Genomic DNA, 15,164 nt, shown 5'->3' on the forward strand with positions numbered 1-15,164 from the left:
AAAGCCTTCTGGAAAAAGAAGTTACATTTGGCGGAAAGATGATAATGCTGGTATTATATGAATGAAACTAAGCATATGTTTTTTGTCCACCGGCCTATAAGCTATTTGGTAGCCGCAGCTGTTATTAAGCAGAAAAAACTGCATGCCAGACAGGTTTTATTTCTCACCTACCGGGGGTTTAAAGTGCCTGATAACAGCTTCGCATCCTATATCTTTCCTTTCAGCCTGAGACCCGAACCGTTTCCATTCCAAATCAACTTTCTGGATAGCTGGAAGAGAATTCGCCAGTTTGACCACTTCATCAACAGCCTTACAGGCAATACAAATTTCTATATTTACCTGCCTCACTCCAGCTTTAGGTTTATGAAGCTGCTGATAAGCCATGCCCGCTGCGTAGGATATTCTTATTTAGAAGAAGGCCTGGCCAGTTACAGGCGTCCCGAAGAAATTAATAAGCCGCCTTATACCGGAAGGGTACAACTGCTGGACCGCCTGATTAACAGACACAGAATTAAAGACCGTTTATTTTTTAACAGTAATTACCAGGCTGTTTACGGACTCCACCCGGAAGCCTTTCCCGCATTCAAGAACAGGTTTATCCTGAATCAGGCTGAGAGTTCCTTCCGGGACGTGGTGGAGAAGTATGCAGGAATGCATGATTTACAGCAGTACCACAACAGTCATATTCTGGTGCTGGATGCAATTTCTGTGTATGGGATGGTTAAAATGGAAACGCATTTATACGCTTTTAAAAAAGTGCTAAATGTTTTGCAGCAATTGAATTTACAAAAGGTGTACATCAAATTTCATCCTGCCCAGAAAGACCATGCAGAGTACAGGCTTTTTCAGGAAGCGGCAGATCTGTTCGGCAAATCAATAGTTCTTGAAGAATTAGAGCAGGAGGTTTTTCTGGAAGTTGTGGCGCACAAATGCTTCAATGTAACTTTTTATGTAAACTGGAGTTCCCTGGGGCTCTATGCCGCCAAATCAGGACAAAAGGTGCATAGCTGGGCAAGCTTTTTATGGGAACAGGAGCCATATCTCCGCCAGCGATACTTTAGTCTTCCTCCTGTGTTTCTGCAAAATATACAGCTTTTAGCAGATGAGGGCATACAGGAATAATTTCAGCTTTCCAGTGAAGCGATAAGTATGGTTTAAGCCTGCTGTTTAAGCCTGCTGTTTAAGATAGGATATACTACAGCCACCACTATAAGGAGGTGAAGCAGGAAGCCCAAACTCATGAGGTCAAATGCAAGAAAAACATCCTGCCAGTAATAGCCGGCGCCCAGGGCCATGAGTAAAATAACGAATTTTAGTACTTGCAGAAATAAGAGGACAGATTGTTTGCGATATACACTCAGCGGAATAGTTAAAATACTGCTAATGCCCTGGAATAAACCTAATGGAGCTAACATAGAAGCTATTTTGCCAGCCTGCTGCCATTCGCTGCCCAGCAGCCAGGTGAGGACAGGGGTGCCCCAAATGTAGAGTAAAACGGTAAATGGCGCTAAAAGAAACAGAAAAGCCAACAGGTATTTGCGAAGTAAAATTAATTGTTCCGGTGCCTTACTTTGGGCAAACTGCTGGTGGTATACCTGCCCGGCACTCATCATGAGGCTGCTGCAGCCTAGCATAACAAGCAGGTAAGCCATACTAAAGGCCCCGGTTATTTCAGTAGAAAAAAAATGGCTAAACCAGAGAACCGGCAGGTGTTGAATGATTAAGAGGAGGTAAAGCGAAGGAACCGAGAAAAAAGGAAACTCCCGAAAGCTATAGCTATATGCCTTTATACCTCTTAAAGGAAATTGGAGTGGCTCCTGCTTTAGCAGAAGTGCAACGACAAAAATGCCGATACTACTGAGAATCAATCCAAAGATGAGTCCATTGCCAGGTACAGGCAAAATTACTGCCGCCACTGCACCTCCTATCATTAGAAGTCGCTGAATGAGCAATGCTGTACTTATGCTGCTATACTTTTGGAAACGAACCAGCCAGTTGTAAACTATTTCCCAATAACCCGCACAAATCACCAGGAGGGGAATTAGCCACAAGTATAGAGGAGAAAGCGGCTGATGGCCCAGGTTGCTGAGTATGCTGCCAGGAACGAACAAGAGTAAGAGACTGATGAGTACCAGATAAGCTAATAGAAACAGCTGAGACAGCTGGAATAAATGTTGGGCGTGTTGTTTTCGGCTTGTAAGAATAATGCCAGATTCGTACCTGCCGGAGGCGGCTACCATCAGAATCGCCAACAGACTATTTAAAAAAGCAAACTCCCCGAACTGTGCCGGGCTGTACAATCTTGCCAGAACGGGCTGACTCAGCAGCGCAACCAGCTGCATGGCTGCCTTTCCGGAAAAAAGTATGCCAATATGCCTGAGTGTTTCACTTCGGCGAAGTACATTTGCGCTTCTAATAATTGCTCCTGTAGGCATTTTTAATCCGAACCTAATTTTTAACCTTAAAGGTAAATTATTTAAGGATATTTGCAGCTATAACGTTCCAATTCTTTACAGACTGTGACTCAGCCACTTGTAAGTATTGTTTGTCTTTGTTACCGGCAAGCTTCCTTTGTGCAGGAAGCATTTGAATCGGTGTGGGCACAAACCTATCCCAATATCGAGTTAATTGTGGTAGATGACGGGAGTCCGGATGATTCTGCGGAAAAAATATACAAGCTCCTGAAAGATTATCCCGAAGTACCTTTTTTGGCCTTACCGGAGAACGTAGGGAATTGCCGGGCTTTTAATATGGGGCTGGCGCTGTGCCGTGGTAAGTATGTAATTGACCTGGCGGCAGACGATGTATTGCTTCCGGAAAGAGTGGAGGAAGGGGTTAGAGCCTTAGAACAGGCCGGCCGGGAGTTTGCCGTTCATTTCTCAGATGTGGAATACATCAACCCTCATGGAAAGCGCTTAAAAACTCACTATAAAAGAAAGGCTTGCGGGACCCTGGCCGAGGAAATACCCCAGGGCTGGGTCTATGCCGATTTGCTGGAGCGTTATTTTATTTGTACGCCCAGTATGATGATGCGTCGTTCTGTACTGGAAGAACTCAGGGGCTATGACGAAGGACTGGTATATGAAGATTTTGACTTTTGGGTTCGATCCGCCCGGCAGTGGCAGTATTGTTTTACAGATAAAGTACTGGTGAAAAAGCGGATATTACCCGGTTCATGGTCCAGCCGGCAGTACAAAAAAGGAAGCAGACACCTGGAGAGTACACTTCGGGTGTGCCTGAAAGCAAGAAGGTTAAACCGTAGCCCCAGGGAAGATGAGGCTCTTGGGAAACGGCTTTCCTATGAAATCCGGCAGGCGGTTCGCTCAGGCAATCTCCTGATTGCCCTTAAAATGCTCAGACTTAAACGTGAAGTGTGGCCGGTGTGGTTGCTGGACCCGATGGTTTCTTACCTGCTGAAAGGGGCGCTTTTGTTTCAAAAGAAAGAGCCTCGGCAAATAGGCTAAAGCCACAGTCCTTTCTTGTTTTATAGTTGAAGGAGCTTCTGAAGCTTGTTTTCTCTCTACAGTACGATTTTCACCTATTAGTTCCTGTCAGCAGATTACCTGTGCGAGTCTTCTTCCACCAGCATGCTTACATAATTATCGTAGCGGCTTGGTGCAATATTGCCATTGTCCAGGGCTTCCACCACCGCGCAGCCCGGCTCGTGAATGTGGGTGCAGTTATTGAAGCGGCATTCGTTCATGCGCGAGCGCATTTCAGGAAAGTAATGGTCCAGGGGATCTTCTTCCATGTCGATGAGACCAAGTTCTTTTATGCCGGGGGTGTCAATAACCCAGGTGTCTTTGTTAATGGTAAACATTTCGGCAAAGGTAGTGGTGTGGGTGCCTTTATTGGCATAGGCACTTACCTCGCCTGTTTTTTGCCCTACCTCAGGGGCTATCGCATTCAGGAGGGTGGATTTGCCCACACCGCTATGGCCGGATAACAGGCTAAGCTTCCCTTCCAGTACCTCCAGAAACTGCCCGATACCTTCTTCCTCTTTGGCAGAGAGAATATGACAGGGGTAACCTAAAGGCTCGTAAATCTGGCGTAAGTCTTCCAGCTGTTGTAGCTCTTCCTCCTTCAGCAAATCTTTTTTATTGAACACCAGTACAGCGGGTATGCGAAAGGATTCTGCAGTTACCAGAAAACGATCGATAAAGCCGGTGGAGGTGCGGGGCATGGCCAGAGTGGCAATTAATACGGCCTGGTCAATATTGGCGGCCAGTATATGCCCCTGGTGCTTGTTTTTAATAGACTTCCGGATGATGTAGTTTTCGCGAGGCTCAATATCGATGATGGTCCCCACATGACCTTCTTCATCCTCGGGCTCAAATACCACCCAGTCGCCTACCGCCAGCGGGTTGGTTACCTTAAGGCCTTTTATTTTAAATTTACCCCTCAGACGGCACGACCAGCGTTGCTGCTGCTCATCTTCCACTTCATACCAGCTTCCGGTCGATTTAAAGATTCTGCCGCGCATTTTCTTTTTTCATAAATTGAATATACTCCATTATCTGCCGGGTAGCCCCGGTGTTTTCCTGTACATAATCTGCACAGCTGTGAGCTGCCTCTTTCCTTTTTTCCTCATCTTCATACAAAACGCTAAAGCGGTGCTGAAGTTCGCCGGCACTTCCAATGGCAAAAGCACCTCCTCTGTCTATCAGGTCAAAAGCTTCCTGAAAGATATGATAGGCCTTGTTGCCGAAAAAAACAGGCATGCCAAAAGTGGCAGCTTCCAGGATGTTATGCAATCCTTTTCCAAAACCGCCGCCAACAAAAGCATAATCGCCAAGGGCGTACAGCGAAGATAGCATGCCCACATTATCGATGAGCAATACATCTGCTTTGGCGGCTGTTTCTTCGGTTGCTTTAGAAAAACGGCAGATGTGGAGCCCGCTTAATATTTCTTCTGCCTCTTCAACATGTGCCTCATCTGCCTCATGTGGGGCAATAATGGCTTTAAGCTTTCCTTTATAGTGGAGGAGGAGAGGGGCTAATACCCGGAGGTCAGGCTCCCAGCTACTGCCGGCGACCAGCAGGGGCTGGTCGGCTTTAAAAGCTTCCGCCAGGGGTATTTTTTTTGGTTGTTGACAGATAGCCGCTACTCGATCGAATCGTGTATCGCCACCCAGGGAATAGTTACGGATGCCAATGCTGTCCAGCAGGCGGGCCGATTCTTTATTCTGTACAAAGAGGTGGGTAAAGTAAAGGAGCATTTTCCGGTAAAAGCCACCATAGGGTTTAAAGAAAATAAAGCTGGGATTGAAAATACCGGATACCAGGAAAGTAGGAACATTCTGCTCATGCAGCAGCCGGAGGTAATTGTACCAGTACTCATATTTTACAAAGAAAGCTATCCTGGGCTTTGCTGCCTGTATAAAACGTTTTGCCTGCCCGGGGGTATCGAACGGGAGGTAACAGATGAAATCTGCCCCTGCATAATCTTTTCGCACCTCATAGCCTGATGGGCTAAAGAAAGTGAGCAGGATTTTATAATCCGGATACTCTTTTTTGAAAGCTTCCATAACAGGCCGCCCCTGCTCAAACTCGCCCAGGGAGGCGCAATGGAACCAGGCCACAGGCGCCTTTTCAGATTGAAAATGCTTCTCGATAGAATTGATTAAGCTTTTATGGCCCTCGTAGAGCTTCCGGGCCTTGGTGTGAAAGGGAGCGGCAAGCCCGATGGCGCTGGCAACAGTACGGTTAAGAGTATTATACAGGAAGGCTTCGAGCTTCATTGGGCGAAAATACGGATTTTAGGGGATACAAATAAAAAATCCTCCAGGCTATTGTAGCCCGGAGGATTAAACTTATGGTTAAAGACGTTTACATGTGCTGTGAAAAAAGAACTGGAAAGAAGCGCTGTAGTTTTTAATAAATGGCTTCTTTGCCTTTTTTTCTTCTTTCTCCAGTCCCACATCTCATGTCTCCGATCTTAGTGCTTTGAAAGGTAATCAGCTACGCCATCGCGGGTGGCCGACATGGCTTCTTTTCCTTCTTCCCAGTTAGCAGGGCACACTTCGCCGAATTTCTCTACGTGACGTAGCGCGTCTACCAAACGAAGTGTTTCATTTACGTTACGGCCCAGTGGCAGGTCGTTGATGGTTTCCTGACGTACCACACCTTCTTTATCAATCAGGAAAGTGCCCCGGTAAGCTACAGGGGCGCCTTCGAAAATCAGGCTTCCGTCTTCGTCGTAGTTCCAGTCACCAGCTAATACGCCATAGTTATGAGCAACTGTTTTAGATGGGTCGGCAATGATGGGGTAAGTTACTCCCTGGATGCCGCCCTGATCTTTGGCGATGTTAAGCCATGCAAGGTGAGACTCTTCCGTATCGCAGGAGCAGCCTACTACCGCTACGCCTCTTTTCTCAAACTCAGCCAGTTTCTCCTGGAAAGCATGAATTTCAGTAGGGCACACAAAAGTAAAATCCTTTGGGTAGAAAAACAGGATAACATCCTGCTTGCCTAAGTACTGGTCGAGTGAAAAATTTTCAACAATCTCTTCGCCGTTGATTACGGCAGGAGCGTTGATTAAAGGAGCTTTTTTTCCTACTAATGACATGTTTGTATGGGTTTAAAATTTAAAAATAGTTAGTCTATGAGGATATCCTGCTCCGGGTTAAGCTTGTTCGCCCGGATTTGCAGGTTAAAGTTCTGAACCTCCAGATTTTTAATTTGCCTGCTCTCCAGGTACTGGCGGATAATCATTTCCAGCTCTTTATCCTGAAAATCGATGATTTCACCTGTATTGGTGCAGTAAATATGGTGGTGTGAATCCATGCGGGCATCGTAGCGCATTTTGTTTTCAGAAACCGGCACTTTGCGGGCCAGCTGGCTGTCGACCAGTGTTTCCAGGGTTTTGTACACCGTTCCCAGCGAAATGCTCGGATTGGAAGGCCGGACCTGCTCGAAAATTTCCTCTGCGGTCGGGTGCTTATCGGTCGCCATCAGGCACTGGTAAATCACCAGCCGCTGCTGGGTGGCTTTTAAGCCAGCGCAGCTCAAGGCTTCTTTCAGTGCCGAAAGGTCGATATGTGCTCCGGATGCCCTCACCTAAACAAGAATAATTCCTATTTAATAATTTGTGCTGCAAAGGTAAGGGTAAAAAGGAAGAGATGCAAAGAGGAATAGAAATAAACTGGTGTATGGGAAAAGCCTGAAGTTTATCCTTTGAAAAGGAAGTGCTGCTATTAGCAATTCAGAGAGTGGAAGCTTTTTAAGGCTCCTGCTCTCTGAATTGTAAGTAAGAGACACTACCGCCCCTTAAATTCAGGTTTTCTTTTTTCTACAAAGGCATTCATTCCTTCCTTCTGGTCTTCGGAAGCGAAAAGCATATAGAAGTTCTTGCGTTCGAAATGCAGACCTTCGTCGAGATGCGTTTCGAAGGCGCGGTTTACCGATTCCTTTGCCATTTGGGTAGCGATGGGCGACATCTGGGCAATGTCTTTGGCAAGAGCAAGGGCAGCCTCCAGGTACATTTCTACAGGAACCACTTTGTTGATGAGACCGTAATGCAGGGCCTCTTCGGCAGAAATAAACTTGCCGGTTAACACCATTTCCATGGCTCTTGCTTTACCAATGGCGCGGGTAAGGCGCTGAGTACCGCCGGCGCCTGGCATAACGCCAATTTTTATTTCGGGCTGACCAAACTGGGCAGTTTCCGAGGCCACTATCATGTCGCAGGTCATGGCCAGCTCACAGCCCCCACCGAGTGCAAAGCCGGAAACAGCAGCGATGAGGGGCTTTTTCGTTTTCTTAATTTTATCCCAGGTGGCAAACTGATCGATTTTGGCCATGTCGATGGCGCTTTTACCCGCCATCTGCTTAATGTCGGCTCCTGCAGCAAAAGCGCGTTCATTACCGGTGAGGACAATCACCCGTACATCATCATTTTTATCCAGCGCTTCCAGGGCTTCTTTTACCTCTGTCATGAGCTGGAGGTTAAGAGCATTCAACTCTTTTGGCCGGTTTAACTCTATCAGGGCGATGTGGGGACGGTGCTGTTCGGTGACTTTAATAAATTCCATTGTATAGGTTTGTTAAAAAATTGGTTCTGTCGCTCACCAAAAATCTTAAAAAATAGGGGTATAAAAAAGAAAACCTCTTCTAATTTAGAAGAGGCTTATGCTTGTTAGATGTTAAACAGGTGTATGAATAAATATGTGTTATGTACTGATGTATACCGCCAGCCGACAAAAGGTAACCCACTGTCTGAAAAAAAATAAATATTTTTTAGAGATAAGATTTTGCAGCGCTTTTTCCCGCCAGAAGTTTCTGTTTCCGGGGCGTGAGAAATTTCTTAAATAATGCTGTACCGAAAGGATTACACCTGAGGTATTATCAAATCAGTGCATAATAAACTCAAATGCTCCGGATGAGTTATAAGGGTATAAAAAATGTGTTTAATCAGGAAAAACGATAGAACAACCTTATGGAGAAAATAAAAGTACTTTTTGTGTGTCTTGGAAATATATGCCGAAGCCCTTTGGCTGAAGCCATTTTTAAAAAGAAAATAGAAGAAAAAGGCTTAACGGCCCTGTTTGAAGTCAGCTCCGGCGGAACCTCCGACTACCACGTAGGCAAACCTGCCGATGAGCGGGCACAAAGAGTGGCTGAAAAGAATGCTGTCAAAATCATTCACAGTGCCCGGCAGGTGTCAACTCCAGATCTTCGTCATTACGACTATATCCTTGCAATGGATGCCGAAAATATTGATACCCTCAATGCACTGGCCGATGCTGATGCGCAAATTGAAGGAAAAATATTTCTGATGCGCGATTTTGAACCCGGAGCAAGAGCAGGCAATACTGCCAATGAAGAGCAACCTTATACCAATGCCGACAGCCTTTCCGATACCCCACGCGACCCGCTGACACCCGATTTGAGAGATGTTCCGGATCCTTACTACGGAGAAGAAGAAGGGTTCCAGGTAGTGTTCGATATTCTCGATCGCACCATCGAAAACTTTATCGATTATGTAGTGCGGGAGCGGAAGCTGGCGTAAATGTTGGGCGACAATAATTCTTTCTTTGAACAGGTGCTTTTTGAAAGTACAGGTTCTCAACTTGGGGTAGAAGAAGTGCAGCTGAAAACCGGCGGCTGTATCAATAATGCTGTACAGCTGAAAACAGCTGGCGGAAGCTTTTTTCTGAAATGGAATGAAGCGGTGGAGGAGGAGATGTTTGCAGCAGAGGCCCGCGGACTTCAGCTCCTGCGTTCCAACGGAAGTTTTCGCATTCCGGAAGTGCTGGGCATGGGGAAAGTATCGGGAAAAAGCTATCTGCTGCTGGAGTATATCGACAGCCGCCACCCTGCCGGTAATTACTGGGAAGAATTAGGTCGCTCCCTGGCGCGGATGCACACCGCCACCTCCGGGCAATACGGATTGGACCACGCCAATTTTATTGGTCGGCTACCACAAAATAACGAGCAAAGTAACAGCTGGATTGACTTTTTCCGCGACAGCCGTCTGCAGGTGCAGTTAGGGCTGGCGCTTTATAATAAACGGGTAGACGAGGCCTTTGCCAGAAGGTTTAAATCGCTCTACCCCAGGCTGTCTGAATTGCTTACAGAGGAGCCTCCGGCCCTCCTGCATGGCGATTTATGGAGCGGGAATGTAATGGTGGATGAGCAGGGGCAGCCGAGCCTAATTGACCCGGCTGTATTCTATGGGCACCGGGAAGCAGAACTGGCCTTTACCGAGTTGTTCGGTGGGTTTGATGAACGGTTCTACAATGCCTACCAAGAAGCAAAACCACTGGAGCCGGGTTATGAGGAGCGGAAGGATATTTATAATCTGTATCCTTTAATGGTGCATGTTAATCTTTTCGGAACTTCTTATTTGAGTGGCGTGGAGAGAACACTGAATCGCTATCTGTAAATAAAAAGCGGAGCCTTTACACCAGGGCTCCGCAAAAAAATGTTCACTATTAAAAAATACAACTAAACATGCTGTAGCGCCTGCCCGAGGTCCCAGATAAGATCTTCGGCATCTTCCACACCTACAGAAAGGCGTATCATTTTTGCGCTGATTCCGAGTTGTGCTTTGTCTTCCTTGCTCACATCGGCATGGGTCATGGTGGCCGGGTGCTGGGCCAGGGATTCTGTACTGCCGAGACTTACAGCCAGCTTAACCAGTTTCAGGTGGTTCAGGAAATTAAATGCGTCTTTTTCACCTCCCTTTACATCGAAAGAAAGCATTGCTCCGGCCGACTTCAGCTGCTTTTGGTATATGGGGTATTGTGGATCATTTTCCTGTAAAAAGCCCAGATAATACACCTTTTCTACTTTCGGGTGCCCGGCCAGGAATTGCGCCACCTTTTCAGCATTTCTTGCCTGCAATTCCATGCGAGGTTTTAAGGTTTCGAGACTGCGCATCAGGAGCCAGGCGGTCCAGGGGCCGGCCATACAGCCGAGAAAGGTGCGCAGTGTTTTTACCCGCTGAATGAGTGCTGCGCTACCAAGACAGGCCCCGGCCACCACATCGCTGTGGCCGCCAATATATTTAGTGGCTGAATAAAGTACCAGATCAGCGCCATGCTGTAAAGGATGCTGCCAGAGCGGTCCCATATAGGTATTGTCGACTGCCACATAAGCTTTATGTTCCTCATTGCTAAAGTGGTCAGCCACTTCCCTGCACATTTCTATATCGAAAAGGCCATTGGTGGGGTTTGCTGGTGTTTCTACATAAACCATGGCCAGGGGCTTCCCTGTCGCTTCTACCTTCCGGATGAGCTCCTCTTTGCTTTCTCCTGCCATAAAACCCATAATATGTACACCAAAGCGGGTAAGAACATGTTTAATGAAATGGTCGGAGCCTCCATAAACCGGAGAACTGAACAGCAGGAGGTGACCGGGTTTTACAAACTCCAGCAGGGTAGTGGAAATGGCCGACATGCCACTTTCAAAAACCGCGCAGGCTTCGGCGCGGTCCCAGAGTGTAAGGCGGTTTTCCAGTATTTCCAGGTCCGGGTTGTTGAGGCGGCTGTAAATCAGGCCCAACTCCTCATTCGGATATTTTTCCCGCTGGCCATAAGCCAGTTCAAAAAACGCTTTTCCATCTTCTGCCTTCTTAAACACAAAGGTGGAGGTCTGGAAAATCGGGCATTTAAGAGCCCCTTCTGAGAGCTCGGGTTTATACCCGTACGACATCATTAAACTTTCCGGCTTCAGTTCTCTTTTTTCCTCCATCAGATCTTATTCAATAGGTGAATGTGGGTATAAAGTTAAGGATAAGCAGAGTAGGAGACTAAATAACTATTTAAATGAAGAAAATAAATCTATTATTTATTTATTAGCAGGAAATTATTACTTTTATTCTTCGCCTAAGGCTGGCTGAGCAGAAAAAAAAACTGGTATGAAATTAGACCGTTACGACAGGAAGATTCTGAACATCCTCCAGGAAAATGCCCGTACTACTACAAAAGAAATTGCCGCGGTGCTGGGGCTTTCCGTTACCCCCACCTATGAGCGAATTAAGCGACTGGAGCGGCAGGGCTACATCCGCCAGTATGTGGCTTTGGTAGATAGCAGCAAAGTAGGAAAACAGCTGACGGTTTTGGCTTCCGTAGGGCTGAAAGAACACTCACGGGAGCACCTGAACCGCTTTGTAGAGCAGATTAACCCACTGCAGGAAGTAATGGAATGCTATTACGTAGCGGGCTCCTTTGATTACATCATAAAGGTGGTGGTGAGCAATATGGATGCTTACCAGCATTTCCTGGTAAACAAACTGGCCGCTATCGAGAACATCGGCCATGTGCAGAGCTACTTTGTTATGACAGAGATTAAGCACTCTACCGCCATTCCGCTGCAGCTAAAGGAAGGCGAGAAGCCCTGATATTGCCGGGGGGGAAACCTTATTCCTCTGTATCCGGGACCTGAGCTTCTATCCAGCTGCTGATGTATTCCAGTGCCAAAGGGTCTATGGTAGTTGCTATTTGCCCGTATTCATTCGGCAGGCCGGTGGTGGCGGGCTGGAAAAGGTGGTTGAGCTGTGGAAAGCTCTTAAGCTCGATATTTTCATTTTCGATTGCTCTTAGAGCTTCTATGTTAGCTTTAGCAGGTACCTGAACATCTTTTCCTCCAAATAGGGCCAGGGTAGGGATTTCTAACTGGCGGAGGAGTGGAGCAGGATCATAGGTAATAAAATACCTGTACCAGGGAGAAAGCAATTGGGCTACCTGTGCCTTTACCTGTGCGGAGGAAGGGGTAGAAGCTTGGCGATCCTGCTCATAAGTAGCAAGCAGCAATTGCTCCAGCTGTTGGGCGGCAGTAATAGAATCCTTTTCGTTCCGAATTACCTGGAGTAGTTCTCCCTGTGCTTTCCGGTAGCTCTCAATTTCTGTAGGGGTAGCACCCTGTTGGCGGAGAAGGGTCTCTCCCTGCTCAAGAATTAGTTCATGGCCTGGGAGAGCCGGTCCGGCAAGCATCACTATAAAAGAGACAGGTTTTCCCTTTGCCGCTACCATAGGCGCAATAATACCTCCCTCGCTATGTCCAATCAGGCCAATGTGCTTAGCTTTAACATCCGGCCGGTACTGCAGGTAATCTACGGCGGCGGCGGCATCGCTGGCAAAATCTTCGGTATTGGCCTTAATAAACGCACCTTCTGACTGCCCAAAACCTCTGTCGTCGTAGCGTAAAACAGCAAAGCCCTGCCTGGTCAGGTAGTCGGCCAGCACCAGAAAAGGCTGGTGCCCCATAATCTGTTCGTTCCGGTCCTGTGGGCCGGAGCCGGAAACCAGCACAACGGCCGGGTACTGTCCTTCTGCAGAAGGGCGGGTAAAAGTGCCGGCAAGCTTTATGCCCGCTGCTTTATTTTCGAAATTCACCTCCTGGCTTAGGTAAGGAAGGGGTGTGGAGGGCTCCTGTGGTCGCTGAAGGCTTACTACTTCTTTTTTCTCCATTATGAGTGGTATGGAAAAACCACCCTGTTTCCAGTGCCCGCTTAAACTATCGGCATCTTTGCTGAGCTTTCCGCTATAGGTAACCCCCATGCGGGTCATCCTGAGTATCAGGCTATCTCCTTTAAGCAGTACACTATCTACCGGTAATCCTTTTGCGCCCTGGGCGGGGCTATCGACAGTCGCCTGTAACTTGCCTTCCTCTTCATTAAGGTGGAAGAGGAGCGGAATACTACTGCCTCTAAAGCTTAGGTTGCCCTGCCAGGAGCCTGTTACAGACTGGGCCATGAGGGAGCCGGAATTCCAAAGAACAAGTAATAGCAGGCTAAAGAATAAGGAGTAGTTGAATTTTTTCATCGATTTTCCGGTTAAAAAATGAGTTACCTGGCAAAGGTGAGAGAAAAAATAAGAATTTTTTAAAGAAATTTATTTTTACCACTGAAAAATAAATTCTTTTTTTCAGCTTTAGTGTTAGAACATAGAAATCTGATATACGAACTAATTTATGATGAATTTGAAACATTTTGTACTTCCGGGAGTGGCAGCCCTTCTCCTGATGAGTTCTGGCGCACAGGCAGGCCTGCAGCAATCGCAGCAGGTAAAAATGAGCGATACCCTTACCACTGCTCCTGAAAACTGGTTTCACCTCGATCCGGCAAAAACAGGAGTCGCAGGCATTAGTACGGAACTTGCCTATAAGGAGTTGCTGAAAGGAAAAGAGCCTAAGGAGGAGGTGATCGTTGCGGTTATTGACTCAGGCGTGGATGTAGAGCACGAGGACCTGGATGATAAAGTGTGGGTTAACGAAGACGAAGTTGCCGGAAATGGTGTAGACGATGATAAGAATGGCTATGTAGATGATGTCCATGGCTGGAACTTTATTGGAGGTGCCGATGGACAAAATGTGGTAAATGATACCTATGAGCTTACCCGTCTTTACCGCTCTCTTTCAGAGAAGTATAAAGGTAAAAGTGCAGCAGAGGTAAGCAATAAAGAAGAATATGCTCTTTACCAGGAGGTAAAGCAGGAATTTGAAGATAGGGTTAATCAGTTACGGGAGCAGTCGGCTGGCTTTTTAGGTTTTTATGCCCGCTATAAGCAGGCTCAAAAGCAGATGGAAGGTGCCTTAGGCGAAGACTTTACAGAAGAAGAGCTCAAAGACTTTGAACCACAGAAAGATGCACTAAAGGAGGCGAAAGCGGTATTACAGTTTGCTTCTATGAACGGCCTTACCGAAGAGCGGATTGAGGAGGGGAATGAGTACTTTACCAATATGCTGGAATACAGCTTTAATCCTGATTTTGACCCCCGCCATATTGTAGGAGATGACTACAGTAATTTAAATGAGCGTTACTACGGCAATAATGATGTGGAAGGACCGGATGCTTCTCATGGTACCCACGTGGCCGGTATAATTGCGGCAGAAAGAAATAATGGAATTGGAATAGATGGCATCGCTGCTCCGGTAAAAATTATGGCCATTCGTGCAGTCCCCAATGGCGATGAACGGGATAAAGATGTTGCCAATGCTATTTATTATGCGGTAGATAATGGTGCCGATATTATTAATATGAGCTTTGGTAAGGCTTATTCTCCACACAAAGAAGTGGTAGATGCGGCCGTGAAATATGCGGAAGAAAAAGGGGTTTTACTGGTGCATGCCGCTGGTAATGACGGAAAAAATATCGATGAAGAGAGAAACTTCCCCACCAAGCGCTTCCTTAATTCGAAAGACAAGGCCGATAACTGGCTGGAAGTGGGCGCTTCCTCATGGGGAACCGGAACAAAGTTTGTGGCTGATTTCTCAAACTATGGCCGTGAAACAGTCGATGTGTTTGCGCCAGGTGTAGATATCTACTCCACCTTGCCTGATAATGAGTATGAAAGCATGAGTGGTACCAGTATGGCGGCACCTGTTACTTCTGGTGTAGCGGCCCTAATTATGGCCTACTATCCGGAATTATCGGCCGAAGAGGTGAAGAAAATTATTATGAAGTCGGCTACCAATTACCGTCGCGATAAAGTGAACCTGCCAGGTGCAGAGCCGGATAGCGCGGGATCTGTGGTGCGATTCAAAAAACTTTCAGATAGTGGAAAGGTCGTAAATGTATATGAGGCGCTCGAACGGGCAGAAAAGAAAAGCAGGTAAGGCTGCCTTCGGGATTAAAAGAGCAGTTAAAGGAAAGGCGGCCTGTATAGGCATGAGTGGTCGGAAGAAATTCCGGCCACTTTTTTTATGTTTTGAAGAGTCTG

14 protein-coding genes are annotated in these 15,164 nt (G+C 46.8%); 6 read left to right on the forward strand and 8 right to left on the reverse strand.

All coding sequences use genetic code 11. The features are described from left to right. Positions 1–57 precede the first annotated feature (57 nt). A complete protein-coding gene (locus F752_RS0119505; protein ID WP_017733429.1) occupies positions 58–1,122 on the forward strand; it encodes a polysialyltransferase family glycosyltransferase in 1,065 nt (354 codons plus the stop codon). Positions 1,123–1,154: 32 nt separating this feature from the next. Here F752_RS0119505 and F752_RS0119510 read toward each other — a convergent pair whose 3' ends face one another. Then, on the reverse strand, positions 1,155–2,435 hold the full coding sequence (locus F752_RS0119510; RefSeq protein WP_017733430.1) for a lipopolysaccharide biosynthesis protein: 1,281 nt from the start codon (positions 2,433–2,435) through the stop codon (positions 1,155–1,157). Between the two features lie 84 nt (positions 2,436–2,519). Between F752_RS0119510 and F752_RS24655 the strand changes: the two genes are divergently transcribed. Beyond that, complete coding sequence (locus tag F752_RS24655) at positions 2,520–3,464, forward strand: glycosyltransferase family 2 protein (protein ID WP_152425223.1); 945 nt, start codon at positions 2,520–2,522, stop codon at positions 3,462–3,464. 95 nt (positions 3,465–3,559) lie between these two features. Here the strand turns inward: F752_RS24655 and rsgA are convergent, their stop codons facing one another. The 5 genes from rsgA to F752_RS0119545 all read right to left on the reverse strand — a co-directional run bounded on the left by rsgA (position 3,560) and on the right by F752_RS0119545 (position 8,033). After that, positions 3,560–4,483: a ribosome small subunit-dependent GTPase A gene (gene rsgA / locus F752_RS0119520; RefSeq protein WP_017733432.1), complete on the reverse strand. Its 924-nt coding sequence runs from the start codon at positions 4,481–4,483 to the stop codon at positions 3,560–3,562. Continuing rightward, complete coding sequence (locus tag F752_RS0119525) at positions 4,464–5,741, reverse strand: 3-deoxy-D-manno-octulosonic acid transferase (RefSeq protein WP_017733433.1); 1,278 nt, start codon at positions 5,739–5,741, stop codon at positions 4,464–4,466. The genes rsgA and F752_RS0119525 overlap by 20 nt, the downstream gene beginning before the upstream one ends. 197 nt (positions 5,742–5,938) lie before the next feature. Next, positions 5,939–6,568, reverse strand: coding sequence for a peroxiredoxin (locus tag F752_RS0119535; RefSeq protein WP_017733435.1), 630 nt, complete (start codon positions 6,566–6,568; stop codon positions 5,939–5,941). A 29-nt stretch (positions 6,569–6,597) separates the two neighbouring features. Further along, positions 6,598–7,059, reverse strand: coding sequence for a Fur family transcriptional regulator (locus F752_RS0119540; protein ID WP_017733436.1), 462 nt, complete (start codon positions 7,057–7,059; stop codon positions 6,598–6,600). Positions 7,060–7,259: 200 nt separating this feature from the next. Then, on the reverse strand, positions 7,260–8,033 hold the full coding sequence (locus F752_RS0119545; RefSeq protein WP_017733437.1) for an enoyl-CoA hydratase-related protein: 774 nt from the start codon (positions 8,031–8,033) through the stop codon (positions 7,260–7,262). A 404-nt stretch (positions 8,034–8,437) separates the two neighbouring features. Here F752_RS0119545 and F752_RS0119555 point away from each other — a divergent pair, with 404 nt between their 5' ends. Further along, positions 8,438–9,010 carry a low molecular weight protein-tyrosine-phosphatase gene (locus F752_RS0119555; RefSeq protein WP_017733439.1) on the forward strand — a complete coding sequence of 191 codons (573 nt, stop codon included), beginning with the start codon at positions 8,438–8,440 and terminating at the stop codon, positions 9,008–9,010. Further along, positions 9,011–9,886: a fructosamine kinase family protein gene (locus F752_RS0119560; RefSeq protein ID WP_017733440.1), complete on the forward strand. Its 876-nt coding sequence runs from the start codon at positions 9,011–9,013 to the stop codon at positions 9,884–9,886. A gap of 62 nt (positions 9,887–9,948) precedes the next feature. On the opposite strand, the gene F752_RS0119565 is transcribed toward F752_RS0119560, so the two are convergent. Further along, positions 9,949–11,196, reverse strand: a complete 1,248-nt coding sequence (locus F752_RS0119565; protein ID WP_017733441.1) for a cystathionine gamma-synthase family protein — start codon at positions 11,194–11,196, stop codon at positions 9,949–9,951. A 166-nt stretch (positions 11,197–11,362) separates the two neighbouring features. Between F752_RS0119565 and F752_RS0119570 the strand changes: the two genes are divergently transcribed. After that, entirely contained in the window at positions 11,363–11,845 is a 483-nt protein-coding gene (locus F752_RS0119570) for an Lrp/AsnC family transcriptional regulator (RefSeq protein ID WP_017733442.1), read from the forward strand. A gap of 19 nt (positions 11,846–11,864) precedes the next feature. Here the strand turns inward: F752_RS0119570 and F752_RS0119575 are convergent, their stop codons facing one another. Continuing rightward, on the reverse strand, positions 11,865–13,268 hold the full coding sequence (locus F752_RS0119575; protein WP_017733443.1) for an alpha/beta hydrolase family protein: 1,404 nt from the start codon (positions 13,266–13,268) through the stop codon (positions 11,865–11,867). A gap of 148 nt (positions 13,269–13,416) precedes the next feature. Between F752_RS0119575 and F752_RS0119580 the strand changes: the two genes are divergently transcribed. Further along, positions 13,417–15,060, forward strand: a complete 1,644-nt coding sequence (locus F752_RS0119580) for a S8 family peptidase (RefSeq protein ID WP_017733444.1) — start codon at positions 13,417–13,419, stop codon at positions 15,058–15,060. Positions 15,061–15,164 lie beyond the last annotated feature (104 nt).

It is taken from the genome of Nafulsella turpanensis ZLM-10, from assembly GCF_000346615.1.
In the GTDB taxonomy this organism is placed as follows: Bacteria; Bacteroidota; Bacteroidia; order Cytophagales; family Cyclobacteriaceae; genus Nafulsella; species Nafulsella turpanensis.

Coding starts and splice junctions, on each gene's coding strand:
- F752_RS0119505 (WP_017733429.1), top strand. CDS start 58: ATGAATGAAACTAAGCATATGTTTTTTGTCCACCGGCCTATAAGCTAT.
- F752_RS0119510 (WP_017733430.1), bottom strand. CDS start 2,435: ATGCCTACAGGAGCAATTATTAGAAGCGCAAATGTACTTCGCCGAAGT.
- rsgA (WP_017733432.1), bottom strand. CDS start 4,483: ATGCGCGGCAGAATCTTTAAATCGACCGGAAGCTGGTATGAAGTGGAA.
- F752_RS0119525 (WP_017733433.1), bottom strand. CDS start 5,741: ATGAAGCTCGAAGCCTTCCTGTATAATACTCTTAACCGTACTGTTGCC.
- F752_RS0119535 (WP_017733435.1), bottom strand. CDS start 6,568: ATGTCATTAGTAGGAAAAAAAGCTCCTTTAATCAACGCTCCTGCCGTA.
- F752_RS0119545 (WP_017733437.1), bottom strand. CDS start 8,033: ATGGAATTTATTAAAGTCACCGAACAGCACCGTCCCCACATCGCCCTG.
- F752_RS0119555 (WP_017733439.1), top strand. CDS start 8,438: ATGGAGAAAATAAAAGTACTTTTTGTGTGTCTTGGAAATATATGCCGA.
- F752_RS0119560 (WP_017733440.1), top strand. CDS start 9,011: ATGTTGGGCGACAATAATTCTTTCTTTGAACAGGTGCTTTTTGAAAGT.
- F752_RS0119565 (WP_017733441.1), bottom strand. CDS start 11,196: ATGGAGGAAAAAAGAGAACTGAAGCCGGAAAGTTTAATGATGTCGTAC.
- F752_RS0119570 (WP_017733442.1), top strand. CDS start 11,363: ATGAAATTAGACCGTTACGACAGGAAGATTCTGAACATCCTCCAGGAA.
- F752_RS0119575 (WP_017733443.1), bottom strand. CDS start 13,268: ATGAAAAAATTCAACTACTCCTTATTCTTTAGCCTGCTATTACTTGTT.
- F752_RS0119580 (WP_017733444.1), top strand. CDS start 13,417: ATGATGAATTTGAAACATTTTGTACTTCCGGGAGTGGCAGCCCTTCTC.